Origin of the sequence: Enteroscipio rubneri (assembly GCF_002899715.1) — a bacterium.
Classification (GTDB): domain Bacteria; phylum Actinomycetota; class Coriobacteriia; order Coriobacteriales; family Eggerthellaceae; genus Enteroscipio; species Enteroscipio rubneri.
In genome coordinates, this window is record NZ_PPEK01000003.1 from 137,042 (window position 1) to 159,190 (window position 22,149).

At 65.0% G+C, this 22,149-nt stretch carries 27 protein-coding genes and 1 riboswitch; of the genes, 19 read left to right on the forward strand and 8 right to left on the reverse strand.

Going from position 1 to position 22,149, the window contains the following annotated elements; genetic code table 11:
• The first annotated feature begins 3 nt into the window (after nucleotides 1-3).
• From C2L71_RS04525 to C2L71_RS04535, 3 genes are all read left to right on the forward strand, one after another.
• On the forward strand, nucleotides 4-948 hold the full coding sequence (locus tag C2L71_RS04525) for an aspartate carbamoyltransferase catalytic subunit (protein ID WP_103264580.1): 945 nt from the start codon (nucleotides 4-6) through the stop codon (nucleotides 946-948).
• On the forward strand, nucleotides 932-2,224 hold the full coding sequence (locus C2L71_RS04530) for a dihydroorotase (protein ID WP_103264581.1): 1,293 nt from the start codon (nucleotides 932-934) through the stop codon (nucleotides 2,222-2,224). The genes C2L71_RS04525 and C2L71_RS04530 overlap by 17 nt, the downstream gene beginning before the upstream one ends.
• 419 nt (nucleotides 2,225-2,643) lie before the next feature.
• Nucleotides 2,644-3,072, forward strand: coding sequence for a hypothetical protein (locus C2L71_RS04535; protein ID WP_187143260.1), 429 nt, complete (start codon nucleotides 2,644-2,646; stop codon nucleotides 3,070-3,072).
• 309 nt (nucleotides 3,073-3,381) lie between these two features.
• On the opposite strand, the gene C2L71_RS04540 is transcribed toward C2L71_RS04535, so the two are convergent.
• Nucleotides 3,382-3,897, reverse strand: coding sequence for an LURP-one-related/scramblase family protein (locus C2L71_RS04540; protein WP_157938925.1), 516 nt, complete (start codon nucleotides 3,895-3,897; stop codon nucleotides 3,382-3,384).
• Nucleotides 3,898-4,307: 410 nt separating this feature from the next.
• On the opposite strand from C2L71_RS04540, the gene carA reads away from it, so the two are divergent.
• The 4 genes from carA (at nucleotide 4,308) to C2L71_RS04555 (ending at nucleotide 9,816) form a co-directional block, all read left to right on the forward strand.
• The gene (carA, locus tag C2L71_RS04545; RefSeq protein ID WP_103264583.1) at nucleotides 4,308-5,843 is read left to right on the forward strand and encodes a glutamine-hydrolyzing carbamoyl-phosphate synthase small subunit; all 1,536 of its coding nucleotides are present in this window, start codon (nucleotides 4,308-4,310) and stop codon (nucleotides 5,841-5,843) included.
• Entirely contained in the window at nucleotides 5,836-9,060 is a 3,225-nt protein-coding gene (gene carB, locus C2L71_RS04550; protein ID WP_103264584.1) for a carbamoyl-phosphate synthase large subunit, read from the forward strand. Before carA ends, carB begins: the two co-directional genes overlap by 8 nt.
• Before the next feature lie 127 nt (nucleotides 9,061-9,187).
• A complete protein-coding gene (locus C2L71_RS11910; RefSeq protein WP_123674619.1) occupies nucleotides 9,188-9,487 on the forward strand; it encodes an AbrB/MazE/SpoVT family DNA-binding domain-containing protein in 300 nt (99 codons plus the stop codon).
• A complete protein-coding gene (locus C2L71_RS04555; protein ID WP_157938926.1) occupies nucleotides 9,484-9,816 on the forward strand; it encodes a type II toxin-antitoxin system PemK/MazF family toxin in 333 nt (110 codons plus the stop codon). Before C2L71_RS11910 ends, C2L71_RS04555 begins: the two co-directional genes overlap by 4 nt.
• A 3-nt stretch (nucleotides 9,817-9,819) precedes the next feature.
• Here C2L71_RS04555 and C2L71_RS04560 read toward each other — a convergent pair whose 3' ends face one another.
• Nucleotides 9,820-10,545, reverse strand: coding sequence for an AAA family ATPase (locus C2L71_RS04560; RefSeq protein WP_103264586.1), 726 nt, complete (start codon nucleotides 10,543-10,545; stop codon nucleotides 9,820-9,822).
• A gap of 98 nt (nucleotides 10,546-10,643) precedes the next feature.
• Between C2L71_RS04560 and C2L71_RS04565 the strand changes: the two genes are divergently transcribed.
• Nucleotides 10,644-11,147 carry a GNAT family N-acetyltransferase gene (locus tag C2L71_RS04565; protein WP_103264587.1) on the forward strand — a complete coding sequence of 168 codons (504 nt, stop codon included), beginning with the start codon at nucleotides 10,644-10,646 and terminating at the stop codon, nucleotides 11,145-11,147.
• Nucleotides 11,148-11,164: 17 nt separating this feature from the next.
• Here the strand turns inward: C2L71_RS04565 and C2L71_RS04570 are convergent, their stop codons facing one another.
• A complete protein-coding gene (locus C2L71_RS04570) occupies nucleotides 11,165-11,593 on the reverse strand; it encodes a type II TA system antitoxin MqsA family protein (protein ID WP_239926354.1) in 429 nt (142 codons plus the stop codon).
• Nucleotides 11,587-11,916, reverse strand: coding sequence for a type II toxin-antitoxin system MqsR family toxin (locus C2L71_RS04575; protein ID WP_103264588.1), 330 nt, complete (start codon nucleotides 11,914-11,916; stop codon nucleotides 11,587-11,589). The genes C2L71_RS04570 and C2L71_RS04575 overlap by 7 nt, the downstream gene beginning before the upstream one ends.
• A gap of 250 nt (nucleotides 11,917-12,166) precedes the next feature.
• A riboswitch (guanidine-III (ykkC-III) riboswitch) is annotated at nucleotides 12,167-12,231 on the forward strand.
• 23 nt (nucleotides 12,232-12,254) lie between these two features.
• Here C2L71_RS04575 and C2L71_RS04580 point away from each other — a divergent pair.
• Both C2L71_RS04580 and C2L71_RS04585 read left to right on the forward strand, forming a co-directional pair.
• Nucleotides 12,255-12,578: a DMT family transporter gene (locus tag C2L71_RS04580; protein ID WP_103264589.1), complete on the forward strand. Its 324-nt coding sequence runs from the start codon at nucleotides 12,255-12,257 to the stop codon at nucleotides 12,576-12,578.
• A 101-nt stretch (nucleotides 12,579-12,679) separates the two neighbouring features.
• Nucleotides 12,680-13,240: a YdeI/OmpD-associated family protein gene (locus C2L71_RS04585; protein ID WP_103264590.1), complete on the forward strand. Its 561-nt coding sequence runs from the start codon at nucleotides 12,680-12,682 to the stop codon at nucleotides 13,238-13,240.
• 24 nt (nucleotides 13,241-13,264) lie between these two features.
• On the opposite strand, the gene C2L71_RS12395 is transcribed toward C2L71_RS04585, so the two are convergent.
• The 3 genes from C2L71_RS12395 to C2L71_RS04595 are packed head-to-tail and all read right to left on the reverse strand — an operon-like array spanning nucleotide 13,265 to nucleotide 14,788.
• Nucleotides 13,265-13,387, reverse strand: a complete 123-nt coding sequence (locus C2L71_RS12395) for a hypothetical protein (RefSeq protein ID WP_275664961.1) — start codon at nucleotides 13,385-13,387, stop codon at nucleotides 13,265-13,267.
• Nucleotides 13,388-13,442: 55 nt separating this feature from the next.
• Nucleotides 13,443-14,309 carry an alpha/beta fold hydrolase gene (locus C2L71_RS04590; RefSeq protein WP_103264669.1) on the reverse strand — a complete coding sequence of 289 codons (867 nt, stop codon included), beginning with the start codon at nucleotides 14,307-14,309 and terminating at the stop codon, nucleotides 13,443-13,445.
• Nucleotides 14,310-14,314: 5 nt separating this feature from the next.
• Nucleotides 14,315-14,788: a hypothetical protein gene (locus C2L71_RS04595; protein WP_103264591.1), complete on the reverse strand. Its 474-nt coding sequence runs from the start codon at nucleotides 14,786-14,788 to the stop codon at nucleotides 14,315-14,317.
• Between the two features lie 266 nt (nucleotides 14,789-15,054).
• Between C2L71_RS04595 and C2L71_RS12515 the strand changes: the two genes are divergently transcribed.
• Entirely contained in the window at nucleotides 15,055-15,297 is a 243-nt protein-coding gene (locus tag C2L71_RS12515; protein ID WP_425321192.1) for a helix-turn-helix transcriptional regulator, read from the forward strand.
• A 31-nt stretch (nucleotides 15,298-15,328) separates the two neighbouring features.
• On the opposite strand, the gene C2L71_RS12400 is transcribed toward C2L71_RS12515, so the two are convergent.
• Nucleotides 15,329-15,457 (reverse strand): hypothetical protein, encoded by a 129-nt coding sequence (locus C2L71_RS12400; protein ID WP_275664962.1) that lies wholly within the window; start codon nucleotides 15,455-15,457, stop codon nucleotides 15,329-15,331.
• Nucleotides 15,458-15,582: 125 nt separating this feature from the next.
• On the opposite strand from C2L71_RS12400, the gene C2L71_RS04605 reads away from it, so the two are divergent.
• The 8 genes from C2L71_RS04605 (at nucleotide 15,583) to C2L71_RS04640 (ending at nucleotide 21,795) form a co-directional block, all read left to right on the forward strand.
• A complete protein-coding gene (locus C2L71_RS04605) occupies nucleotides 15,583-16,392 on the forward strand; it encodes a dihydroorotate dehydrogenase electron transfer subunit (protein WP_103264592.1) in 810 nt (269 codons plus the stop codon).
• Nucleotides 16,393-17,343: a dihydroorotate dehydrogenase gene (locus tag C2L71_RS04610; protein WP_239926356.1), complete on the forward strand. Its 951-nt coding sequence runs from the start codon at nucleotides 16,393-16,395 to the stop codon at nucleotides 17,341-17,343.
• On the forward strand, nucleotides 17,337-18,062 hold the full coding sequence (gene pyrF / locus C2L71_RS04615) for an orotidine-5'-phosphate decarboxylase (protein ID WP_103264593.1): 726 nt from the start codon (nucleotides 17,337-17,339) through the stop codon (nucleotides 18,060-18,062). Before C2L71_RS04610 ends, pyrF begins: the two co-directional genes overlap by 7 nt.
• 205 nt (nucleotides 18,063-18,267) lie before the next feature.
• On the forward strand, nucleotides 18,268-18,576 hold the full coding sequence (gene mihF / locus C2L71_RS04620; protein WP_103264594.1) for an integration host factor, actinobacterial type: 309 nt from the start codon (nucleotides 18,268-18,270) through the stop codon (nucleotides 18,574-18,576).
• A gap of 10 nt (nucleotides 18,577-18,586) precedes the next feature.
• A complete protein-coding gene (gmk, locus tag C2L71_RS04625) occupies nucleotides 18,587-19,159 on the forward strand; it encodes a guanylate kinase (RefSeq protein ID WP_103264595.1) in 573 nt (190 codons plus the stop codon).
• 9 nt (nucleotides 19,160-19,168) lie between these two features.
• On the forward strand, nucleotides 19,169-19,429 hold the full coding sequence (locus C2L71_RS04630; RefSeq protein WP_103264596.1) for a DNA-directed RNA polymerase subunit omega: 261 nt from the start codon (nucleotides 19,169-19,171) through the stop codon (nucleotides 19,427-19,429).
• Between the two features lie 261 nt (nucleotides 19,430-19,690).
• Complete coding sequence (gene thiI / locus C2L71_RS04635) at nucleotides 19,691-20,902, forward strand: tRNA uracil 4-sulfurtransferase ThiI (RefSeq protein WP_103264597.1); 1,212 nt, start codon at nucleotides 19,691-19,693, stop codon at nucleotides 20,900-20,902.
• A gap of 233 nt (nucleotides 20,903-21,135) precedes the next feature.
• Entirely contained in the window at nucleotides 21,136-21,795 is a 660-nt protein-coding gene (locus C2L71_RS04640) for a ComEA family DNA-binding protein (protein WP_103264598.1), read from the forward strand.
• The last annotated feature ends 354 nt before the right edge of the window (nucleotides 21,796-22,149 follow it).

Genomic DNA, 22,149 nt, shown 5'->3' on the forward strand with positions numbered 1-22,149 from the left:
GGCATGGCCTTCAATCACAAGCATCTGATCGATATCACGGAGTACTCCGCCGAGGACATCATGACCGTCCTCGAGACGGCCACGCGCTTCAAGGAAGTCAACGAGCGCCGCATCAAGCAGGTCCCCACGCTCAAGGGCGTCACGGTCGTGAACATGTTCAACGAGCCGTCCACCCGCACGCGCTCCTCGTTCGAGATCGCCGAGAAGCGCCTCTCCGCCAACAGCCTGAACTTCGGCGGCAGCTCCACCTCCACGGTGAAGGGCGAGAGCCTCGTGGACACGGTGGAGACGCTGTGCGCCTACAAGATCGACATGATCATCGTCCGCGACAAGCACGCGGGCGTGCCCCGCAAGATCGCCGACGTCTCCGGCGCGCACGTCATCGACGCGGGCGACGGCAAGCACCAGCACCCGACGCAGGCGCTGTTGGACCTGTACTCCATCTGGGAGGTCAAGGGCGACCTGGCCGGCCTCAAGGTGGGCGTCGTGGGCGACATCGGCCACTCCCGCGTGTGCGGCTCGCTGATCCCCGCGCTCAAGATCATGGGCTGCGAGGTCACGGTCATAGCACCCCCCACGCTCATGCCGGCGCGCCCCGACATCCTTGGCGCCGACCATGTGACCACGAAGCTCGACGAGGCGCTGCCCGACCTCGACGTGGTGTACATGCTGCGCATCCAGCGCGAGCGCCTCGAGGGCGCGCCGTACCCGTCGCTGCGCGAGTACAACATGCTGTACGGCCTCACGAAGGAGCGCGAGCCCCTCATGAAGCCCGACGCCCTCATCTGCCATCCCGGCCCCATCAACCGCGGCGTCGAGCTGGACAGCTACATGGCCGACCATCCAAATCGCTCGGTCATTCTCGATCAAGTCTACGCCGGCATCCTCACGCGCATGGCGGAAATGTATCTTCTTCTGGGAGGGAGCGAAGATGGCCTTACTGCTTAAGAACGCCCATGTGATCGACCCGCAGGTCGGTCTGAACGAAACGGCCGACATCCTCGTGCGCGACGGGAAGATCGTCGAGATCGGCCAGAACCTCGCGATGGAGAAGGGCGTCGAGCGCGACCTGGGCGGCAAGATCGTCGTCCCCGGCCTCGTGGACATCCACGTGCACCTGCGCGAGCCCGGCTACGAGACGAAGGAAGACATCGCGTCCGGCACGCGCGCCGCGGCCCACGGCGGCTTCACGGCGGTGTGCTGCATGCCGAACACGAAGCCTGTCATCGACAACGCGGTGGGCGTCGAGTATGTCAAGGCCCGCGCTGCGGCCGTCGGCAAGTGCCGCGTGCACGTGGCCGGCTCCTGCTCGCAGGGCCTCGCGGGCGACACGCTGTCCGAGATGGGCGACATGGTGGCCCACGGCGCCGTCGCCTTCACCGACGACGGTCGCGGCGTGCAGGGCGCGGGCATGATGCGCCGCGTCATGGACTACGCCGCGCAGTTCGACCGCGTGGTGATGAGCCACTGCCAGGACGAGGACCTCGTCGGCGCCGGCCAGGTGAACGAAGGCGTCGTGTCCACGCGCCTCGGGATGCTGGGCTGGCCGGCGGAGGGCGAGGAGATCCAGATCGCCCGCGACATCGCCATCTGTCGCCTCACGGGCTGCCCGCTGCACGTGCAGCACCTCACCACCGCCCGCGGGCTCGAGCTCGTGCGCGCCGCGAAGGCCGAGGGCCTGCCCGTCACCTGCGAGGTCACGCCGCACCATCTGTTCCTCACCGAGGACGCCATCGGCGACGACTACAACACCTTCCTCAAGGTGAACCCGCCGCTGCGCACGGCCGACGACGCCGCCGCGCTCGTCGAGGGCGTGAAGGACGGCACGGTGGACGCCATCGTCACCGACCACGCGCCGCACAACGACTTCGAGAAGAACGCCGAGTTCGAGCTGGCTCCCTTCGGCATGATCGGCCTGGAGACGTCGCTCGCGCTCGTCATCACGAACCTGGTCGCGCCCGGTATCATCAGCTGGGAGCGCGCCGTCGAGCTCATGGCTGTGCGTCCCCGCGAGATCCTGCGCGTCGAGCGCGTGGCGCTCGAGCCGGGCGCGACGGCCGACCTCACGGTCATCGACCCGGACGCCGCCTGGACGGTGGACGCCGCCGACTTCCTCTCGAAGGCCGTGAACTCGGGCTTCATCGGCGCCGAGCTCACGGGCCGCGCCACCGACGTCTACGTGGGCGGCTACGCCACCCTCGAGGACGGCGCGATCGTCGAATAGCGGGAAGCACGCACGTCGTTTGCGACTCGCACGCCCTGTATGGAACCAAGGCCCGCGCCGGCATTTTCGACGCGGGCCTTCTCGTTTTCCTGCCTAAGAAGTCACAGTTTTGACCGCTCTGAAGCTTTACTTGCATGTATCGGAAAGGCTCTCGAAAACGGTTCCTGAAAAGTCCCAGGTTGCAGGCTTACGTACGCATAGTGGCCTGGCATCAGCTTCTCGGGACCGCGTTTCGACGCGCGAAAAAGCTTCAGAGCGGCCAAAACTGCGACTCGCACATCCGTTTTTGAACGTACCAGACGCGCCGGACGGGGGTTGAGACGGCCTACAACGTTCCCGCTCTCTCGTCAACACGCGAGCTGCTCGCTTTCCTCGCGCGCAATCCTTCGCTCGGCGGCGCTGGCAAGCTTGCGCGGGCCATGGCGTATATCGCCGACTGTTCGGCTTCGCCGCGCGAGACAAAACAGGCGCTTGTTTTGGGATTGCCTCATCGCTACGGTGGATACGGCCTTGGCATTCCGCACATGAACTTCGAGGTGAAGGCGAATCCGGCCGTGCGAGCGATGACGGGCAAACGCAGCTTTCGCCTCGATCTATGTTGGCCGGGTGCGAAGCTCGATGTGGAATACCAAAGCCGCTTCTCGCACGAAGGCGAGGCTGCACGCCTCAGCGACTCTCGAAGGGCGAATGCGCTTATGGCTATGGGCTGGACTGTTGTTGGAGTCACGAACGAAGAACTCGACAGCCTCGCTGCCACCGACGCGATCGCGAACACGATCCGGCAGCAGCTGGGAAAACGTGCTCAGGTTCGCACGCCGGATTGCCATGCTCGCAAGCTGAAGCTTTGACGGCAGCTGGGACTTCCCGCAGGACGCATGTAAAGATTCGACGATCTATTCACGGAAACGCTCAAGGTCGCCATATAACCGGATGCAAGCGCTTGATTGTCGGCTTATTTTTATAAGTCATTAGATAATCAAATCCGAAGGGATGTAAGCTTAGGAGCGATTCAAGGGTCTTAGATGTCGATAATGATGCTGGAACTTGAAGCGCCCGATCACAGATGCTCCGGGCGCTTCGCTGGGCGATCGGAAATGTGGGGTCAAGACGGTCGAGTTCCCGAATCCGATCCAACGCGGGCATGCTCGACGTGACGTTCAGACATTCGCGCTGGGAGGGGCGGAAGAGGAGGCCTCGGCCGTTTCGCGGTTGGCGATGATGTGGTTGATCACCACGAATACGGCCAGGAGCTTTTCGATTTGACTCTCGTCCAGAATTTTGATGTCGTATACGCCGTGCAGCGACACGATATGGCGATGCGCAGTAGCCAGCACGCGCTCCTGCGCGTCAACGATCTGGAATTCGAACGCCAAGATGCTGCCGCGCAGCTGCCAGCCCAATTCGGGGATGTCGATGATGTCCTTAATGTGGAAAAGTTGCTCGGACAGTTCGAACGAGGCGCCATCGGCCATATCCACGAAGTACTTATGATGGATGGAGACGGCTTTTGCGTGGATGGATGCGATCTCGTTGCCGTCGAGGTCGGTGATATGCGTCTTGTCGTGGAGGCTGATGGGCTTTCCCGATACGTGGTAGACCGGTTGGTCGTCGTCGTCGAGAATGTCCATCTTGTGGTGGATGGAGACGAGCTTCGATTTGATGTGTAAGTTCATGGTGAGCTCCTTGCTCATTCCGATATCCGGTGCATTTTACACATGGAGCATAGTAGTCGAACAGGCATGGTTCGTGCGGGTTGGCGAGGGCCATGAACCCAATTTTGAAACGCGACGTGAGACGATGACAGAAGGCGTCTCTGTTCCCGATACTCTCGGTAAAGGGCGACGGTAAAGCGGAGCGATGCCTACCGCCAACCTTTCTTGGAATTGCATATATAATGCCGAATACCATAAAAAAATGCATTTCGTCATGAATATACATGATTGAAGCGTATACTATGAAGCAACCTTTAAGGCGGTACGGAGAGACCGACAAGGTGCGCAGCATAGCTTTCCCAGGATAACGTGCGCCTTTGTCCCCGACGAAGGCGTTTTTTCGTATATGCTGCCCGAGCGGAAGGATGATTTTGAGCGAGATAGCGAACAAGCTCTTGGAGGGCACGTCGAAGCCCGCGCCCCGGCCGGCGGCGCTCGTGCTGGAGGACGGCGCGGTATTCCGCGGCACGGCGCGCGGCGCTTCCGGCGAGGTGTACGGCGAGATCTGCTTCAACACGTCGCTCGAGGGCTACCTGGAGGTAATCACCGACCCGTCCTACGCCGGACAGATAATCACCATGACGTATCCCCAGATCGGCAACTACGGCGTGAACCCCGAGGACGCCCAGGCGGACGCGCCCGCGCTGCGCGGCCTCGTGGTGCGCGACATGTGCGCGACGCCGTCGAACTGGCGCAGTGCACAGAGCCTGCCCGACTACCTGCGCGAGCACGACGTCGTGGCCGTGGAGGGCGTGGACACCCGTGCGCTCGTGCGCCACGTGCGCGACTGCGGCGCCCAGCGCGCGGTGCTCTCCACCGTCGACGTGGACGAGGCGAGCCTCTTGGCGAAGGTGCGCGCGAGCGAGCCCCTCGTGGGGCAGAACCTCGCCGCCACGGTGTCGTGCGAGAAGGCGTACGCCGTGGGCGCAGGCGACCTGCCCGCGAGCCATGCGTTCGCCGTAGCGCCCCCCGCAACCGCGCGCCACCGCGTGGTGGCCTACGACTGCGGCGCGAAGCGCTCCATCCTGCAGAACCTCGTGCGCTCGGGCTGCGAGCTCACGGTCGTGCCGTGGGACACGCCGGCGGCCGACGTGCTGGGCATGGCCCCCGACGGCGTGTTCCTGTCGAACGGCCCGGGTGACCCCGAGGCCGTGGAGGGCACGTACTCCCAGGTGGAGAAGCTTTTGGGCCAGGTGCCCGTGTTCGGCATCTGCCTTGGGCACCAGATGATCGCGAAGGCCGCCGGCGCCGGGATCGAGAAGCTCAAGTTCGGCCACCGCGGCGGCAACCATCCCGTGATGAACCTGCTCACGGGCCGCGTGGAGATCACGGCGCAGAACCACGGCTTCGGCCTTCTGTTCCCCAGCCTGGGCGCGCTCGTGCCGGAACTCTCGGGCGGCTTCAAGGGCCATGAAGACGACCTGCGCTTCTGGGCGCGCTCCGGCGTCGCGCCGGTCGTGGACAACGAGCGCTTCGGCCGCATCCGCCTCACGCACGTGAACCTCAACGACGGCACGGCCGAGGGCGTCGCCTTCCTCGACATCCCCGCGTTCAGCGTGCAGTACCATCCCGAGGCCTCGCCCGGACCCACCGACGCACACTACCTGTTCACCGCCTTCGGTCGGCTTATGGATTCCGCCGTTCTGACGAATGGCGGAGCAGCCGACGCTGCGGCCACGTCTGGCACCCCACCTTGCCCTTCTGCTGCGGCTGGACGGACCGAAGTCCAGTCCAGCCTTGCATCGGGGCAATCCGGGGCACCAGCCGCGCCCTCTCTGACTTTGCCCGACCCGTGGGAATGCGCTAGCTACCTGGACATCGACATCGCCGCCGACCGCCTGGCTGGCTGGACGTTCGGCGAGCAGGCTGCCACCGTGGCGGGGGCGGAAGGAGGCTCCCATGCCTAAGCGCACCGACATCAACACCATCCTCGTTATCGGCAGCGGCCCCATCGTCATCGGGCAGGCGTGCGAGTTCGACTACTCGGGCGCGCAGGCCTGCAAGGTGCTGAAGGCCGACGGCTACCGCGTGGTGCTCGTGAACAGCAACCCCGCCACCATCATGACCGACCCGGGCCTGGCCGACCGCACCTACGTGGAGCCCATCACGCCCGAGTTCGTGGAGCAGATCATCGCGAAGGAGCGCCCCGACGCGCTTTTGCCCACGCTCGGCGGCCAGACCGGCCTCAACACGGCCGTCGACCTCGCGCGTGCCGGCGTGCTGGAGAAGTACGGCGTTGAGATGATCGGCTGCGACCTGGCCGCCATCGAGCGCGGCGAGGACCGCAAGCTCTTCAACGAGTGCATGGCGGAGCTCGGCATCGAGACGTCGCGCTCGGGCTACGCCTACTCCCTTGCCGACGCCGAGGCCATCGTGGCCGAGCTCGGCTACCCCGTGGTGCTGCGCCCCTCGTTCACGCTCGGCGGCGCGGGCGGCGGCATCGCGCACGATCCGGCCGAGCTGCACGAGATCGTGGGCCAGGGCCTGGAGCTGTCGCCGGCCGGCGAGGTGCTCGTGGAGGAGAGCATCGAGGGCTGGAAGGAATACGAGATGGAGGTCATGCGCGACCATGCCGGCAACGGCATCATCGTGTGCTCCATCGAGAACTTCGACGCTATGGGCGTGCACACGGGCGACTCCATCACGGTGGCCCCCGCGCAGACGCTCTCCGACGTGGAGTACCAGCGCATGCGCGCCGCGTCGCTCGCCATCCTGGAGAAGATCGGCGTGGAGACCGGCGGCTCCAACGTGCAGTTCGCCGTCAACCCCGACAACGGGCGCATGATCGTGATCGAGATGAATCCCCGCGTGTCGCGCTCCTCGGCGCTCGCGTCGAAGGCCACCGGGTTCCCCATTGCGAAGGCGGCGGCGAAGCTGGCCGTGGGCTACACGCTCGACGAGATCGTGAACGACATCACGAAGGCCACCCCGGCGTGCTTCGAGCCGTCAATCGACTACTGCGTGGTGAAGGTTCCGCGCTTCGCGTTCGAGAAGTTCCAAGGCACCGACGACACGCTGTCCACGCGCATGAAGGCCGTGGGCGAGGTCATGGCCATCGGCCGCACGTTCGAGGAGGCGCTCGGCAAGGCCATGCGCTCGCTCGAGAACGGCCGTGCGGGCCTGGGCGCAGACGGGAAGGACGCGGGCCTGCCGGACGGCGAGGCGTTCGACGACCTCGTGGCGCGTCCCACGGCCGACCGCGTGTTCTACCTGGCCGAGGCGCTGCGCCGCGGCTGGACGGTGGAGCGCGTATGCGCGGCCACCGGCATCGACCCCTTCTTCATCGCGCGCATGGCCGACATCGTGCGCGTGCAGGAGAACCTGCGCGGCATGCACCTCGACGAGCTGGATGCCGACGCGTTCCGCCTGCTCAAGCGCATGGGCCTCTCCGACGCGCAGATCGCGCACCTCACGGGCTCCGACGAGCTCACCGTGCGCACGTGCCGGAAGCTTCTGGGCGTGAGGCCGGCGTTCAAGACCGTCGACACCTGCGCGGCCGAGTTCCCCAGCTCCACGGCCTACCACTACAAGACCTACGACGCCGACGAGACCGAGGTCGCGCCGAAGACGCGCAAGCGCGCGATGATCCTGGGAGCCGGTCCGAACCGCATCGGCCAGGGCATCGAGTTCGACTACTGCTGCGTGCATGCGAGCTACGCGCTTGCCGAGGCCGGCTTCGAGACCATCATGGTGAACTGCAACCCCGAGACCGTGTCCACCGACTACGACACGTCCGACAAGCTCTACTTCGAGCCGCTCACGTTCGAGGACGTCATGGACATCGTGGACGTCGAGTGCCCGGACGGCGTGGTGGTCACGCTCGGCGGCCAGACGCCGCTCAAGCTGGCGAACGCGCTCGCGGAGGCGGGGGTGCCCATCATGGGGACCTCGCCGGAGGCCATCGATTTGGCCGAGGACCGCGACCGCTTCAGCGCCATCCTCGACGAGATGGCCATCACCTACCCGGCCGCCGGCATGGCCTCCACCTACCAGGAGGCCTGCGTCGTGGCCGACCAGATAGGGTTCCCCCTGCTCGTGCGCCCCAGCTACGTGCTGGGCGGGCGCGGCATGGGCATCGTCTACGACGGCGCGCAGCTGGAGAAGTACATGGCCGAGGCCGCGAAGATATCGCCCGACCATCCGGTGTACCTCGACCGCTTCCTCGAGGGGGCGGTGGAGGTGGACCTCGACGCGCTCTGCGACGGCGAGGCGGTGTACGTGGGCGGCGTGCTCGAGCACATCGAGATGGCCGGCATCCACTCGGGCGACTCGGCCTGCTGCACGCCGCCGTTCGCGCTGTCCGAGGCGCTGGTGTCGCAGCTGCGAAGCGTCGCGCGCGACCTGGCGCTGCGCCTGGGCGTGGTGGGCCTCATCAACATCCAGTTCGCCATCAAGGACCAGGTCATCTACATCATCGAGGCCAACCCGCGCGCCAGCCGCACCGTGCCGTTCGTGTCCAAGGCCACCGGCGTGCCGCTGGCGAAGATGGCCGCGCGCATCATGGCGGGCGAGAAGATCGCCGATTTGGGCCTGCCTCCCGACGACCGGCGCCTCGAGCACTACAGCGTGAAGGAAGCCGTCATGCCCTTCGGCCGCTTCCCCGGCGCGGACACGGTGCTCGGCCCCGAGATGAAGTCCACCGGCGAGGTCATGGGCATCGCCGGCAACTTCCCGGCCGCGTTCGCGAAGACGCAGCTGGCCATCAGCTACGCGCTGCCCGAGGGCGGCACCGTGTTCATCAGCGTGTGCGACCGCGACAAGCGCGCCATCGTGTCCATCGCGCGCGACATCGTGCGCCTGGGCTTCAAGGTGGTGGCCACGGGAGGTACGGCCCGCGCCCTGCGCGCGGCGGGCGTGGACTGCGAGGAAGTGAAGAAGGTGCACGAGGGCGCCCCCAACGTGCTTGACCGCATCGCCGCTGGCGAGATAGCGCTCATGATCAACACGCCGTTCGGCCATGCCACGCGCGCCGACGGCTACGAGCTGCGCCTCGAGGCCGTGAAGCACGGCGTGACCCACGTCACGAACCTGGCCGGCGCCCAGGCCATGGTTGCCGGCATGGAGATGGCCCGCGCGAACGGCCTGTCCGTCGTGGCCCTGCAAGACCTGCCCCAGTGGGGGTAGGGAGACGCGGATGACCTATTGCCGGCAGCTTCGCTCGTCAGCAGCTGCCGGCACCACGCATGGAGCTTGTCATACAGCACGATCGGTGGAAAGATATCTATAAAGATATCTTTAGGGAGGTGCGTGGATGTCAAGGATCGCCGACAAGGTAACGCAGCTTTGCGCCTGGGGCACGTCGCGTGCCGTCCGCATTCCCAAGGACATGTGCGAGCGCATGGGGATCGATGTGGGCGCGCGCTTGACGATGAGCCTCGGGCATGACGAGCGCGGCTCGTTCATGCTCGTTCGTCCCGAGGAAGCCGAACATCGCGCCTATCGAGATATCCCCTATGTTTCCATGGACGAGCTTTTTGCGGGATACACGGGGGACTACCAACCAGGGGAATGCGATTGGGGCAAGGACGTGGGTGCCGAGGTGATTCCGTGATCCTCGAGCAAGGCGATGTCATCATGGTCGATTTCAACCCGTCGATCGGCTATGAGCCGGCAAAGATCCGTCCAGCTGTTGTGGTGAGCGGTTACGGTTTCAATTCGCGTGCGAACCTGGTTGCCGTCGTGCCGACAACCACCAAGGACAACGGGTACCCGCTTCATTTGCCTGTGAAGTGCTCAGGGCGCTCAATAGGCTTCGCTTGCGTGGAGTTGTTGCGGACCATAGACGTGGGGCGACGTGGGTACGAGTACCTCGGATGTGCGGACGATGAAACCGTGCGCACTATCCTCGCTTCCATTCGGGGAATGCTGGAGCTGCGTTGATCCTTAGCTGTCCAGGAACTCCGCGAGCAGGCGGTCGGGGTCTTCCAGGAAGCGGTGGAGGGCGTCCCATTCCATGGTCTGCTCGAGGCTTACGCGGCGCACCTCGTCCTCGAACTGGTAGATGACCGCCCCCGGCGCCGAGAGCAGGATGGGGGAGTGCGTGGCCACGACCAGCTGCGACCCCGCGTTGGCCAGCCGCACGATCTCGGCCAAAAGCGCCACCTGCCCCAGCTGCGAGAGCCCCGTCTCGGGCTCGTCGAGCACGTAGAACCCCTCGCCGCCGAAGCGGCGCGACACGAGCGTGAGGATGCCCTCGCCGTGCGAGCGGGCGTGCAGCGACCGTCCGCCGAAGTAGCGTTGGTCGTCCTCGAGCGCGTCCATCTCCGATATGAGGTTGAACAGCGTGTCGGAGCGCACGAGGAAGCTGTCGCGCGGCCGGCAGATGCCCTTGAGCAGGCGCACGTGGTCGCAGAGCTCCGAATGGCCGTCGTGCACGGAGAACGTGTAGTTGCGCGAGCCGCCCTCGGGGTTGAGGCCGTAGGCGACGCTCATCGCCTCGAGCAACGTCGACTTGCCGGTGCCGTTCTCGCCGCAGAAGAACGTGATGGGCTGGCCCAGGTCGAGCGCCCGCAGGCTCGCGATGGCCGGCACGTTGAACGGGTAGACGCCCTTGTCGGGAACGTCCGCCCAGTCGATGGCGAGCGAGGTGACGAAGACATCGTCGCGCATGGCGTGCTCCTCTCATCCGCTTATGTCTTTTCGCAAATGCTACTATAGCTCCAAAAGCGCCATCTCGCATGACGCGCGGATAGGCGGGAGGATAGGGAATGAACGGCATCGAAGTTGAACGGCTCGCAGCGGACGATGATCTGGCAGCGGTGGCGCGCGTGTACGTGCGCAGCTGGCGGCACGCCTACCGGGGCATCGTGCCGCAGGACTTTCTCGACACGCTGTCTGAAGGGTTCTGGCAGCTGGGCCTTGAGCAGAGCGTCGATCGCACGTTCGTCGCCCGCGAAGGCGGCGAGATAGTCGGCGTGTGCACCTACGGGCCCGCCCGCGTCGAGGCGTTCGCGGGATGGGGCGAGGTCGTGTCGCTCTACGTGCAACCGGAGCGCATGGGGCGCGGCATCGGCTCGAAGCTGCTCGACCCGGCCCTCGACGCACTAGCGATCGAGGGCTATGAAAACGTCTATCTTTGGGTGCTCGCCGACAACGCGCCCGCGCGCGCTTTCTACGAGAAGCGCGGGTTCCAGCTGCTCGAGCGCGAGAACGCCGTCGAAATCGCAGGCGAGCGCCTGCTCGAGGCCTGCTATGCGAAGGCGCTCGACTGAGCAGCCGCTCATGCGCGTCACGACGCGTGCGGCTCGTCCACGCGCTCCATCAGGTACGCGGCCACCTCGGGGAAGTCGCGGATGACGCGCATGAGCGTGTCGGCGGTGCGGTTCTGGAACACCGAGCCCCTCTCCCAGCGCACGACCGTCTTCGGCCCCGCGCCGATGAGCTTCTCGAACTTGGCCTGCGAGAGCCCCAGACCCTGCCGGAGCTCGCGCACCTCGTCGCCCGAGAGCAGCCCGTTGTCGCGTTTGTACTGGTCGACCGCGCGGCGGTGGATGATGCCATCCATCCCTCCTTCGAGGTAGATTTCGCCGCAGCTGGCGCACAGGCAGTAGTCGGCATCGTCTACGACGATCTGCTCGCCTTTGACGTCCCACTCAATCGGTCCATGGATATCCATGATCTTGCCGCCGCACGCTGGGCATTTCGTCATCATCACCATGCATAACCCCATTCCTTGCACGACATGAGCATGACGGTGGCCACGTCGCCTTCCACGATGAACTTCACGTAAAAGCAGACGGAGACGCCATCTTCATTGTAGTCGCAGCAATACACGTCCGCCCAAGAGCCGTCGTCGCGTCTCGGCTTGAGCGATTTCACGAACTCTTTTTCCTGAAGGGAAAGGATTATGCGTCGCGCGAGGATTGGGCTGAAACCGTGGTTTCGCAGCCAGGACGTGCTCTTCTTCGAAGCGCTGTACCGGCCCTCCCGGACCAACCGTTTCACCTCTGCGAGGTCGTAGCGCGGCTCCTTCCCTTTCATGGTAGCACCTTGCTACCATCTGCAGTATACGGAACGGGCACGCGAATTGCAAGAGGGCTGGGCATGTCGCCACCTCCCTGTCGAAGCACGGCTGTCCCCGAGAGGGTTAGGAGGTCGCTCCAGCCACCAAGAGAACTTATGTACGTATTGTAATACGATTCGAACGATAAGGGAACATATGTTTGTGCATACTATTTGAATTCGAATGCGGACATACGCAGCGGACGACGGGGCCTGCTACACTTGGTTCGTCTCATCGTTTCATATGATTCCCTGACGAGGGCAGCCGTACCAGGATCGCAAAGACGGCGCGTTGCTTCACGGAAGGGAGTTTTCTCATGGCATGGATCGTTCTGGTGGCGTCGGGCGTCTTGGAGGCGGTGTGGGCCACCGCGCTCGGACGGGCGGAGGGGTTCACCAAACTCGTCCCGTCCCTCGTGTTCCTCGTCGCGCTCGTCATGAGCATGGCGGGGTTGTCGTACGCAGTCAAATCGCTGCCCACGGGCACGGCGTACGCCGTCTGGGTGGGCATCGGCGCCTCGCTCACGGTTGTCTACGGCATGCTCTCGGGAACCGAGCCCGTATCGGTGGCGAAGGTGCTGCTCATAGCAGGCCTCATCGCGTGCGTCGTCGGACTGAAGCTCGTTCACGACGCGGGATGACGTCGGGCGATCCTCCGCATTCCCGTCCCTGCGCGGACATCCTCCTTTATACTGGGATCTAAAGGCGTGCCACACCACGACGAGCCGAGGAGATTCGCCATATGGACGACGAGCTGACGTTCTCAACCCGCGACGAGTTCAGGGCGTGGCTAGGCGATAACGGCGAGGCGAGCGGCGGCGTGTGGCTCGTGTTCGGCAAGTCCGGCGGCCCGAAGACGCTCAAGGCGTCCGAGGCGCTGGAGGAGGCGCTCTGCTTCGGCTGGATCGACGGGCGCATGCAGCGCATCGACGACGCGTCCTACCGCAAGTACTTCGCCCCGCGCCGCGCGAAGAGCGTGTGGTCTGAAAAGAACAAAGCGCTTGCGCGCGAGCTCGAGCGGCGCGGCTTCATGGCCGATGCGGGCAGGCGCGCCATCGAGGCGGCTAAGCGCAACGGTAGCTGGGACGCGAAGAAGGCCCCGGACGTCACCGAGGAGGACACGGCGGCCCTCGAGGCGATCATAGTCGGCCACGAGCCTGCGGCCTCGAACTTCCGCGCCATGTCGCCGTCGGTGCGGCGCACCTACACACACGCGTACTTCGATGCCAAGACCGACGCTGGCCGCGAGAAGCGCCTCGCCTGGATGCTCGACCGCCTCGACCGCAACCTGAAGCCCATGTAGGGAAGCGCAAGCGGATCGCGTGTACTACAGGAAAGCCCGGTGCCACCGCTCGTAGAACGAGGCCACATGGTTGTCGGCACAGATGCTCTCCGCGATGCGGCCGAGGCCCGTTTCGATCACGCTGCTCGTGTCGGAGGGTTTGGACACGTGCGGCTCCCGCACCTATTGTGCGATAAAACGAGAATAATTGTACGATTCAACGCTAACCCTTGAGGAACCCCACGATCTCGCGCTCCTGCTCGGCGGTGAGGGCGCCCATGTGGGCGCGGCCTCTCATGAGGCGGCACGTGACGTTCGGGATGATGGCCTCGGCCTGCGGGAGGACGCGCGCGGCGGGGAAAAGGCGGTCGGCGTCGCCCGCCATCACGAGCGTCGGCGCCGTGCAGGCGGCCATGCGCTCGGGGTCGACGTCGGTGGGCATGCCGGCCTTCACCTTCGCATGGTCGATGGTGGCCTTCGCCGTGGCCAGCGTCTCGGCGTCGATGACGTCGGGCGCGCCGGCCATGGGCAGAAGCGTCTTCACGAACCACTCCTCCCGGCGCGTGAGCAGATACATGACCATCGGCCCCATCATGCTCATCGAGTGCCACACCGGCGCGTTCTTGATGCCGGAGGGAACGAACAGCACCGCGCGCTCCACCTTCCCGGGCGCCGCGCACATGAGTTTCGCCAGGATGCCCGCGCCGAACGATCCGCCGATGCAGCGCATGCGTGCGAACCCCAAGGCGTCGATCACTTGCGCGGCCCATTCGCCGTACGCGTAGCCGGAAGGCGGCAGGCACGCCTCGTCGCTCTTGCCGGGATGCCCGATCGTGTCCACCGCGAACACGCGGAAGTCACCGCGCAGCAGGAACGGGGACGTGATGAGGTTGTGCGCCGTTGTCGAGTTGCCTCCGTGGAACGAGAGCAGCGGGACCGCCTCCGGGTCGCCGGTGACCACCACGTGCGTGCGACCGAACGCCGTGTCCACGTAGACATCCTCGAACGGGTAGCCGATGCGGGAGAGCTGCTCGTCGTACAGGCCGAGGACGGCGCGCTTGCCCTCGGCGCTCTTGTAGAGGGATTTCACGGCGCTCACGCCTCCTTCGGCCTAGCCCTCGGAGGGCGGGCGGCCCCGCGCTTGACGGCGACGTCCAGCGCCGCGAGCGCGTCCATCACCACATGGGCGGCGGCGTCTGCCTGGGCTGCGTCCAGGCCGCGCTCGTCCACGATCTCGCGCACGGCCGCCGCGTAGTCGCGCTTGTGCCGCTCGTTCAGCTCGGTCCAGTCCACGTGCGCGAATCCCTCGGCTGCGGCGCGATCGAAGGGCAGCCGCTCCTGCGCCATGAGCGCGGCGATGACGGGATAGCCCGCGTAGCCCTGCCAGTAGGTGGCGTTGTCGTTCGAGGAGTAGGTTCCGCCGTCCTCGCTCCATGCCACCGTGTAGGCTTTCAGGCCGTTCGACGAAGTCACCGTCGCGCGCCGCTCCTCGTCGTCGAGCGACACGCGCCCGTCTGCAAGCGCGCTCCACGCCTCGAATACCTTCGCCAAAGGCGGCATCTTCTCCATCGTCGCTCCCGTTCTCGCGTCGCCTGTCGATGGCAGTATACCCCTCGGCTCCGCGATCCGGCCAAGCCGATGGTAGAATGGCAAGCCGATTCGCCCGACGAGAGGGAAGGGCACCGCCTCGACCGGAGCCCTTCGACGACGCGAGTCCTACGATAGCCATCGAGGCACGCAGGCTTCTGGCCTGCGACGACGCGCGATGACCCGGATCGTGTCTTGCCGTAGCGCGCCGTGTCGTCCAAGCTGGGCGTGAAAGGAGGCGTGCCCTCATGGAACTCGGAGAGAAGCTGAAAGCGCTGCGCACCGAGCGCGGCCTGACGCAGGAGCAGCTTGCGGCCAAGCTGTACGTGTCGCGTACGGCCGTGTCGAAGTGGGAGACGGGCGGCGGCGCGCCGTCCGCGCCGAGCGACGGCGTGCGGTTCGCGAGCGACGCCTCTCATGCGCCAGGAGGGGAGTTCTGCATGTCGCACGCCCCGACGAGCGCGAGCGCGTCCTCCGCCGGATGGGCGTGATCCAGATGGTGCGCGCGCAGCCGGAAGTTCCTCACCGATGCGCTCCGCCATCGTGTGGATGGCCGATGGCGGAACGCGCGCCCGGCTCCCTCTCCAGCGCCCGCATCCCCGCCGCGGCGAGGACCACGCGCTCGCATGCGAGCATTGCGGACACTCCCATGCACTTTCCTTGGCATTTAGGCCTGTCAGATGCGTGCTCTTACGCGCAGATGCTACAATCGGCCCTCGAGAGACGAAGGTGCGCCGCGGCAGCCGGCCGGCGGCGACGGATCGAAAGGTGAGAACGTGGCACTCGTCAACGAGAGGGCGCGCATCCTCGCGAACGCGAAGGTCGGCCCGAACCTCTACCTCATGGAGCTGGCTTCGCCGCGCATAGCGGCGGCCATCGAGCCGGGGCAGTTCGTGCACATGAAGGTGCCGAACATGGAGGCGCACATCTTGCGCCGCCCGTTCTCGGTGTACGCGCGCGACGCGGCCGCGGGAACGCTCGAGATCCTCTACCAGGCCGTGGGCTTCGGCACCGACCACATGACCCGCATCGAGCCCGAGCGGGCCGAGCACCTCTCGGGTGCGGAGCTTATCGGCCCGGTCGGGCGCGCCTGGCAGCCGCCCGCGGACGCCCGCCGGGCGCTCCTCGTGGGCGGAGGCGTGGGTGCGGCCCCGCTCTTCATGCTGTGCGAGCAGCTGGTCGGCGCGGGCGTGCGCACCGACGTCGTGCTGGGCGCGCAGACCGAGGCCGCGCTCGCCTGCCGCGCGCGCTACGAGGCGCTGCTCGACGAGCCCTCGCGCTGCGCCACCGACGACGGCAGCTTCGGCCGGGAGGGCTTCTGCACCTCGCTCGTGGAGGAGGCGCTGGTGGAAGCCGCGGCCGCAGGCGAGCCGTACGACTACCTGGCCGTATGCGGCCCGGAGCCCCTCATGAAGATCGTTGCCGGCATGGCCGCGGAGGTCGGCGTGCCCTGCGAGGTGTCGATGGAAAAGCGCATGGCGTGCGGTATCGGAGCCTGCTTGTCGTGCGTGGTGGACACGGTGGACGGCAAGAAGCGGGCGTGCGTCGACGGCCCCGTGTTCGATGCGCGGAAGGTGGTGTGGTAGATGGCGACGATGGGCGCGGGTCCGCGTACGACGGCCCCCACAAGCGTGCGCATGGCCGTGAACCTGGGCGGCCTAGAGATGAAGAACCCAGTCACGGTGGCGTCGGGCACGTTCGCCGCCGGGCGCGAGTACGGCGATTTCGTGGACGTGGCCGCCCTCGGCGCGGTCACCACGAAGGGCGTGTCGCTCGCCGGCTGGGAGGGCAACGCCAGCCCTCGCATCGCCGAGACGCCCTCGGGCATGCTCAACTCCATCGGGCTGCAGAACCCCGGCGTCGCGCACCTGAAAGCGCACGACCTGCCGTGGCTCGCCGAGCGCGGTGCGACGACGATCGTGAACGTGTCGGGCCACAGCTTCGACGAGTACGTGCAGGTGATAGAGGCGCTCGAGGACGCGCCGGTGGACGCCTACGAGGTGAACATCTCGTGCCCGAACGTGGACGCGGGAGGCATGACCATCGGCACGTGCACCTCGAGCGTCGAGGAGGTCGTATCCCGGTGCCGCGCGGCCACGAAGCGACCGCTCATCGTGAAGCTCACGCCGAACGTCACCGACGTCGCCGAGATCGCTCGCGCCTCCGCAGCCGCCGGCGCCGATGCGCTCTCGCTCATCAACACGCTTCTGGGCATGGCCATCGACGCCGAGCGTCGCCGCCCGCAGCTCGCGCGCGGTGTGGGCGGGCTGTCGGGCCCCGCTGTCAAGCCCGTGGCGCTGCGCATGGTATGGGAGGTGCACCAGGCGGTCGACGTGCCGCTGCTCGGCATGGGCGGCATCTCGAACGCGACCGATGCGGTGGAGTTCATGCTGGCGGGGGCCACGGGCGTGGCCGTCGGCACCGCGAATTTCGCGAATCCGCACGCCACGGTTGAAATCATCGACGGAATAGCGCAGTATTGCAAGAGGCACGGCGTGGAAGACGTGCAGGAGCTGATAGGAGCGTTGGAATGGTGAACTCGTTCGAAAAGATCCCCGCAAGGGAGCGCGTGATCGTCGCGCTCGACTGCGATATAGAGGAAGCCTTCGACCTCGCCGATCAGCTGCAGGACAAGGCATCGTGGATGAAGGTGGGCATGACGCTGTTCTATGCGAACGGCCCGGCGATCGTCTACGCGTTGAAAGAGCGCGGCTTCAAGGTGTTCCTCGACCTCAAATTCCACGATATCCCGCACCAAGTCGAGGGCGCGGCATATTCCGCGGCTCACAGCGGCGCGGATATGCTCACCATGCACACGGTTGGCGGCGTGGATATGATGTCGGCTGCTCAGCGCGGCGCGGAACGAGCGGCAACCGAGTATGGACACGACGTGCCCGCCACACTTGGCATCACGGTGCTCACCAGCATGAATGATGCCGCCCTCGCCGAGACGGGCGTAAGTCGCGCCATGGCTGATCAGGTGGTGGTGCTCGCCGAGCAGGCCAAGCGCGCAGGCATCTCCGGCGTGGTGGCGTCCCCGCAGGAGGCCGCGCGCCTGCGCGAGATCCTCGGTCCCGACGCCTATATCGTCACCCCGGGCGTGCGCCCTGCGGGCAGCGATCGCGGCGACCAGAGCCGCGTGGCCACTCCCGCGCAGGCGTTCGAGAACGGCGCGTCGCACATCGTGGTGGGCCGTCCCATCACGCAGGCCGAGGATCCCGCAGCCGCGTTCGAAGCCATTGCGGCCGAATTGTAGCCTTGGGACGTTGCAGAGGAGTTAGGCCTGATCGGGCGTTGTTGGTGACGATTAGGCGACGAAAAGCCGTCGAATGCCCCGACGCCTTCTAAAATGTGGTCGCGGCGCTGAAATTTTTTATGATTTGTGGTAATCGACAAGGCGAAACAAGTGAGAGCGTGATAGTATCACGGCATCGCTTTAGGAACAGAAGGAGATAAACACGATGGCTATTCCTCAACTCAGCCCTGAAGAGCGTCAGGCAGCTTTGGAGAAGGCGAAAGCGGCCCGCATCAAGCGCGCCGAGGTTCGGGATGAATTGAAGTCGGGCAAGCTTACCCTCGACCAGGTTCTCAAGATGAAGAACGATCCCGTTGTTGGCCGCATGAAGGTGTCCACGCTGATCGAGACGCTTCCCGGCTACGGCAAAGCCAAGGCTGAGAAGATTATGAAGGAACTCCAGATCGCCGAGAGCCGCCGTCTGCGCGGTCTGGGCGAGCGTCAGCAGACCGCTCTGCTGGAGCGTCTGGGCTAGTCGTTCCGGCATGCGTAACGGCAATCTGTTCGTTATCTCAGGGCCATCGGGTGCCGGCAAGGGCACGCTGGTGGCCCGACTTGTGAGCGAGGTTCCCGACGTGTGGGTATCGCGGTCGGTCACCACGCGCCCGCCCCGCTCGGGCGAGGTCGACGGAGTGCAGTATCAGTTCCTGACCGACAAGGAGTTCGACCAGCTGATCGCATCGGACGGCCTGCTTGAATGGGCGACGTACAACGGAAACCGCTACGGTACGCCTCGGGCAACGGTGGAGGAGCATATAGCTTGCGGCGAGCAGGTTGTGCTGGAAATCGACGTGCAGGGGGCCTTCCAGGTACGGGAAAAACTGCCTCAGGCTCGGCTCGTCTTTATCGAGCCTCCTTCGCTTGAAGCGTTGGAGATTCGCCTACGGGGACGCGGCACGGAGTCCGACGAGGCCGTTGAAGAGCGCCTGGCGGCTGCAAGAGTAGAGCTTTCCCGCAAAATGGAGTATGATGTACGGCTTGTAAACGACGATTTGGATGAAGCCGTCCAAACACTGGTTCGTTACGTCAACGAACAAGCCGAGAAAACGCGAGGTTGATTCGATATTATGAGCATCATTGAACCGAAGATCGACGTCCTGCTCGACCAGGCCGACAATGACCGCTTCCTGCTGTGCGCGCTTGCATCGAAACGCGCCCATGATATCAACGATATGATGAGAGGCCAGCGAGATCGCGCCATCCAATTGCAGACGGCTGTCGAGATCGCACGGGCTGCCGACAAGAAACCGTTATCGCTAGCTTTCGACGAGATCGCGCGCGGCGAGGTTTCATACGATCCTGAATCTATCGACGTGAAGAACCATTAAGGTTCCGCCGCTCGAAGAACGGCGGAACTTGCCGACGCTGCGAAACCCCGAGGCATTCGGCTTTGGCGCTTTTGCGCTTGCCCTCGCGTGCGGAAGCACGCTTGGCCACGCAACGCGGCAATCCTGAAAGCCTCGGGGTTTCTCGCTGGCTTGCCCGCCAATCTGCGCGCTTGTTTCGCGCTTTGCGCACATCGCGCGACCGACGCGGCCGATGCCTGCGCTCGCGCGAACCGTTCGAACCTGCGAATCCGAGGAACTTCCATGACTGATTTCCAACGCATCATCCTCGTCCACTACCACGAGATCGGACTCAAGGGCCATAACCGCGCCTCATTCGAGATGCGCCTGCTCAAGAATCTCGAGGCATTGCTCGCGCCGTTTCCCGTTGTGACGATCCATCGCATCGCGGGGCGACTCCTCGTGTTCTTACGCGAGGGGACGGACTGGGAAACAGCGAAACTCGTCTCCGATGCGATCGGCGGAATACCGGGCGTCGCACGCGTGTCATGCGGCTTCAAGTGCGCGCGCGAGTTGGACGTGATGGCCGAGGCGGCACTGGTCGCGTTGGCCGAAGCGGGCACCTTCGCCACGTTCAAGGTTGCGGCTCGCCGCAACCACACCGACTTCGCCACAGGCTCGATGGACATGAACCAGATCATCGGCGCTGCGTTGTGCGAAGCTTATCCCAACAAGCAGGTGCGGATGAAGAACCCCGATGTCACCGTGGGAGTCGAGGTGGTCCAGAACGCATCGTACGTGTACGCCCGCTCGCTTCCAGGCATCGGGGGCCTGCCGGTGGGCAGCTCGGGCAAAGTTGTATGCCTTCTATCTTCGGGTATCGACTCGCCCGTAGCCACCTGGAAGCTCGCGCGGCGCGGCGCAGTATGCGTTGGCGTGCATTTCTCGGGTCGTCCGCAGACTTCGGACGAAAGCGAGTATCTTGTCGACGACATCGCGCGCGTACTCGAACGAACGGGGTGCATTGCGCGCGTGTACACGGTGCCTTTCGGCGACTACCAGCGCGAGATCTCGCTCGCGGTGCCACCCGAACTGCGCGTGATCATGTACCGCCGCCTCATGTTCAAGGTAGCGGAGACAATTGCGCACCACGAGCGCGCTGGCGCGCTCGTCACCGGCGAGAGCCTGGGGCAGGTTGCCTCGCAGACCCTTGATAATATTCGCTGCACCGATGCCGCGGTGGAGCTACCCGTGTTTCGCCCGCTGATCGGCACCGACAAACTGGAAATCATCGCAGAAGCCGAACGGCTTGGCTCCTTCGAGATATCTTCGCAGGATGCTCCCGATTGCTGTACGCTGTTCATGCCCCGCGCACCCGAGACCCATGCGAAGCTCCCCGTTGTTCTCAAAGCCGAATCCTCGCTGCCTATCGAACGCTGGGTGGACGAAATCGTCGACGCAGCCGAGGTTCGCGACTACGCCTGCCCTGCATACAGAGGCAAGAAGAGGGCTTGACGAACTGCTCGCACGGACCAAGGTGCAGGAAAGGCGTTTCGCCGCGCATCCGATTCGACATATCGGATGTTCGTTTGGACCGCGCAACGGCGTAGGCGTCGAGCGTGAAGACCGCATCGGATTCATGTTAGGAATACGTCGGATCACGCCGCTTCCCATGCAGAACGCACGTCATCTACCTGCGAGATGACGCTGGTATGCTGATCTCCCGAAAAACGATGGGGAGGTCGGTTATGCCGTTTGCGAAACAGGCTCTGTCATGGCGGTCGAAGGCGCATCTGGACGGTGTTCGCCTGCCGGTGCTTGTGGGGATCACTGCGTTGATCGTCCTCGTGCTGGGACTGGCATGCGCTTCTTTGCTGCAAGCCGCCTCATCGCATGGGTTTGCCGTGACGCGCGCCGACGAGGAGCAGAACGCGGACGAGGCGCCGATCGATAGCACCAATGAGATGGCTGCGCGCGTATTCGTGCACGTGGGCGGCGCTGTAGTTCATCCTGGAGTGCAAGAGCTCGAGGAGGGCTCGCGCGTCCAAGACGCCGTAGAGGCTGCAGGGGGATTCGCTGACGGCGCGGCGCGCGATGCGCTCAACCTTGCGCGCGTCCTCCAAGACGGCGAGCAGGTGGTGGTGCCCACCGAGGAGGAGCTGACGGCATCCGTATCCCCCTCAGCCGAAGTATCGGCAGCGCCTGCGGCGCGCGGGCGAATCAACATTAACACGGCAACGGCCGAGGAATTGGATGCGCTTCCCGGGATTGGCCCTGCGACGGCTGAGAAGATCGTGGCCGATCGCGAGGCCAACGGTCCGTTCTCCACCATCGAGGATCTCAAACGCGTTTCGGGAATCGGCGACAAGAAGTACACCGAACTCGCTGATTCTGTATGCGTCGGCTGACGCGACTCGGCGGTTCGCTTCCCATTGCGGAGGCTGAGCTTGCCGACGGCGTCGGAAGGGGATGTGTATCGGCCATGCCCCCTCGTCCGTCGTTGCCGCCGCTTTTGGGATGCGCGCTTTCTCAATGGGCATCGTGCGCGGCGGTCTTCTCAGCTGCTGCGTCGTGGGATGTGCGGATATGCATCGGTGGAGGTGCTATCGCAGCGCTCGCGACGGCAGTCGCTATCGCGGCTCTTTGGAGGCACCGTGCCGTACAGGCGTGGGCTGCACTCGCAGGAGCCTTGTTGGGGGTTGCGTGCGCGCTTGGGTGCGCGGCCGTTCAGCACACCGAGTCCCGCAATCTCGAGGACGCGC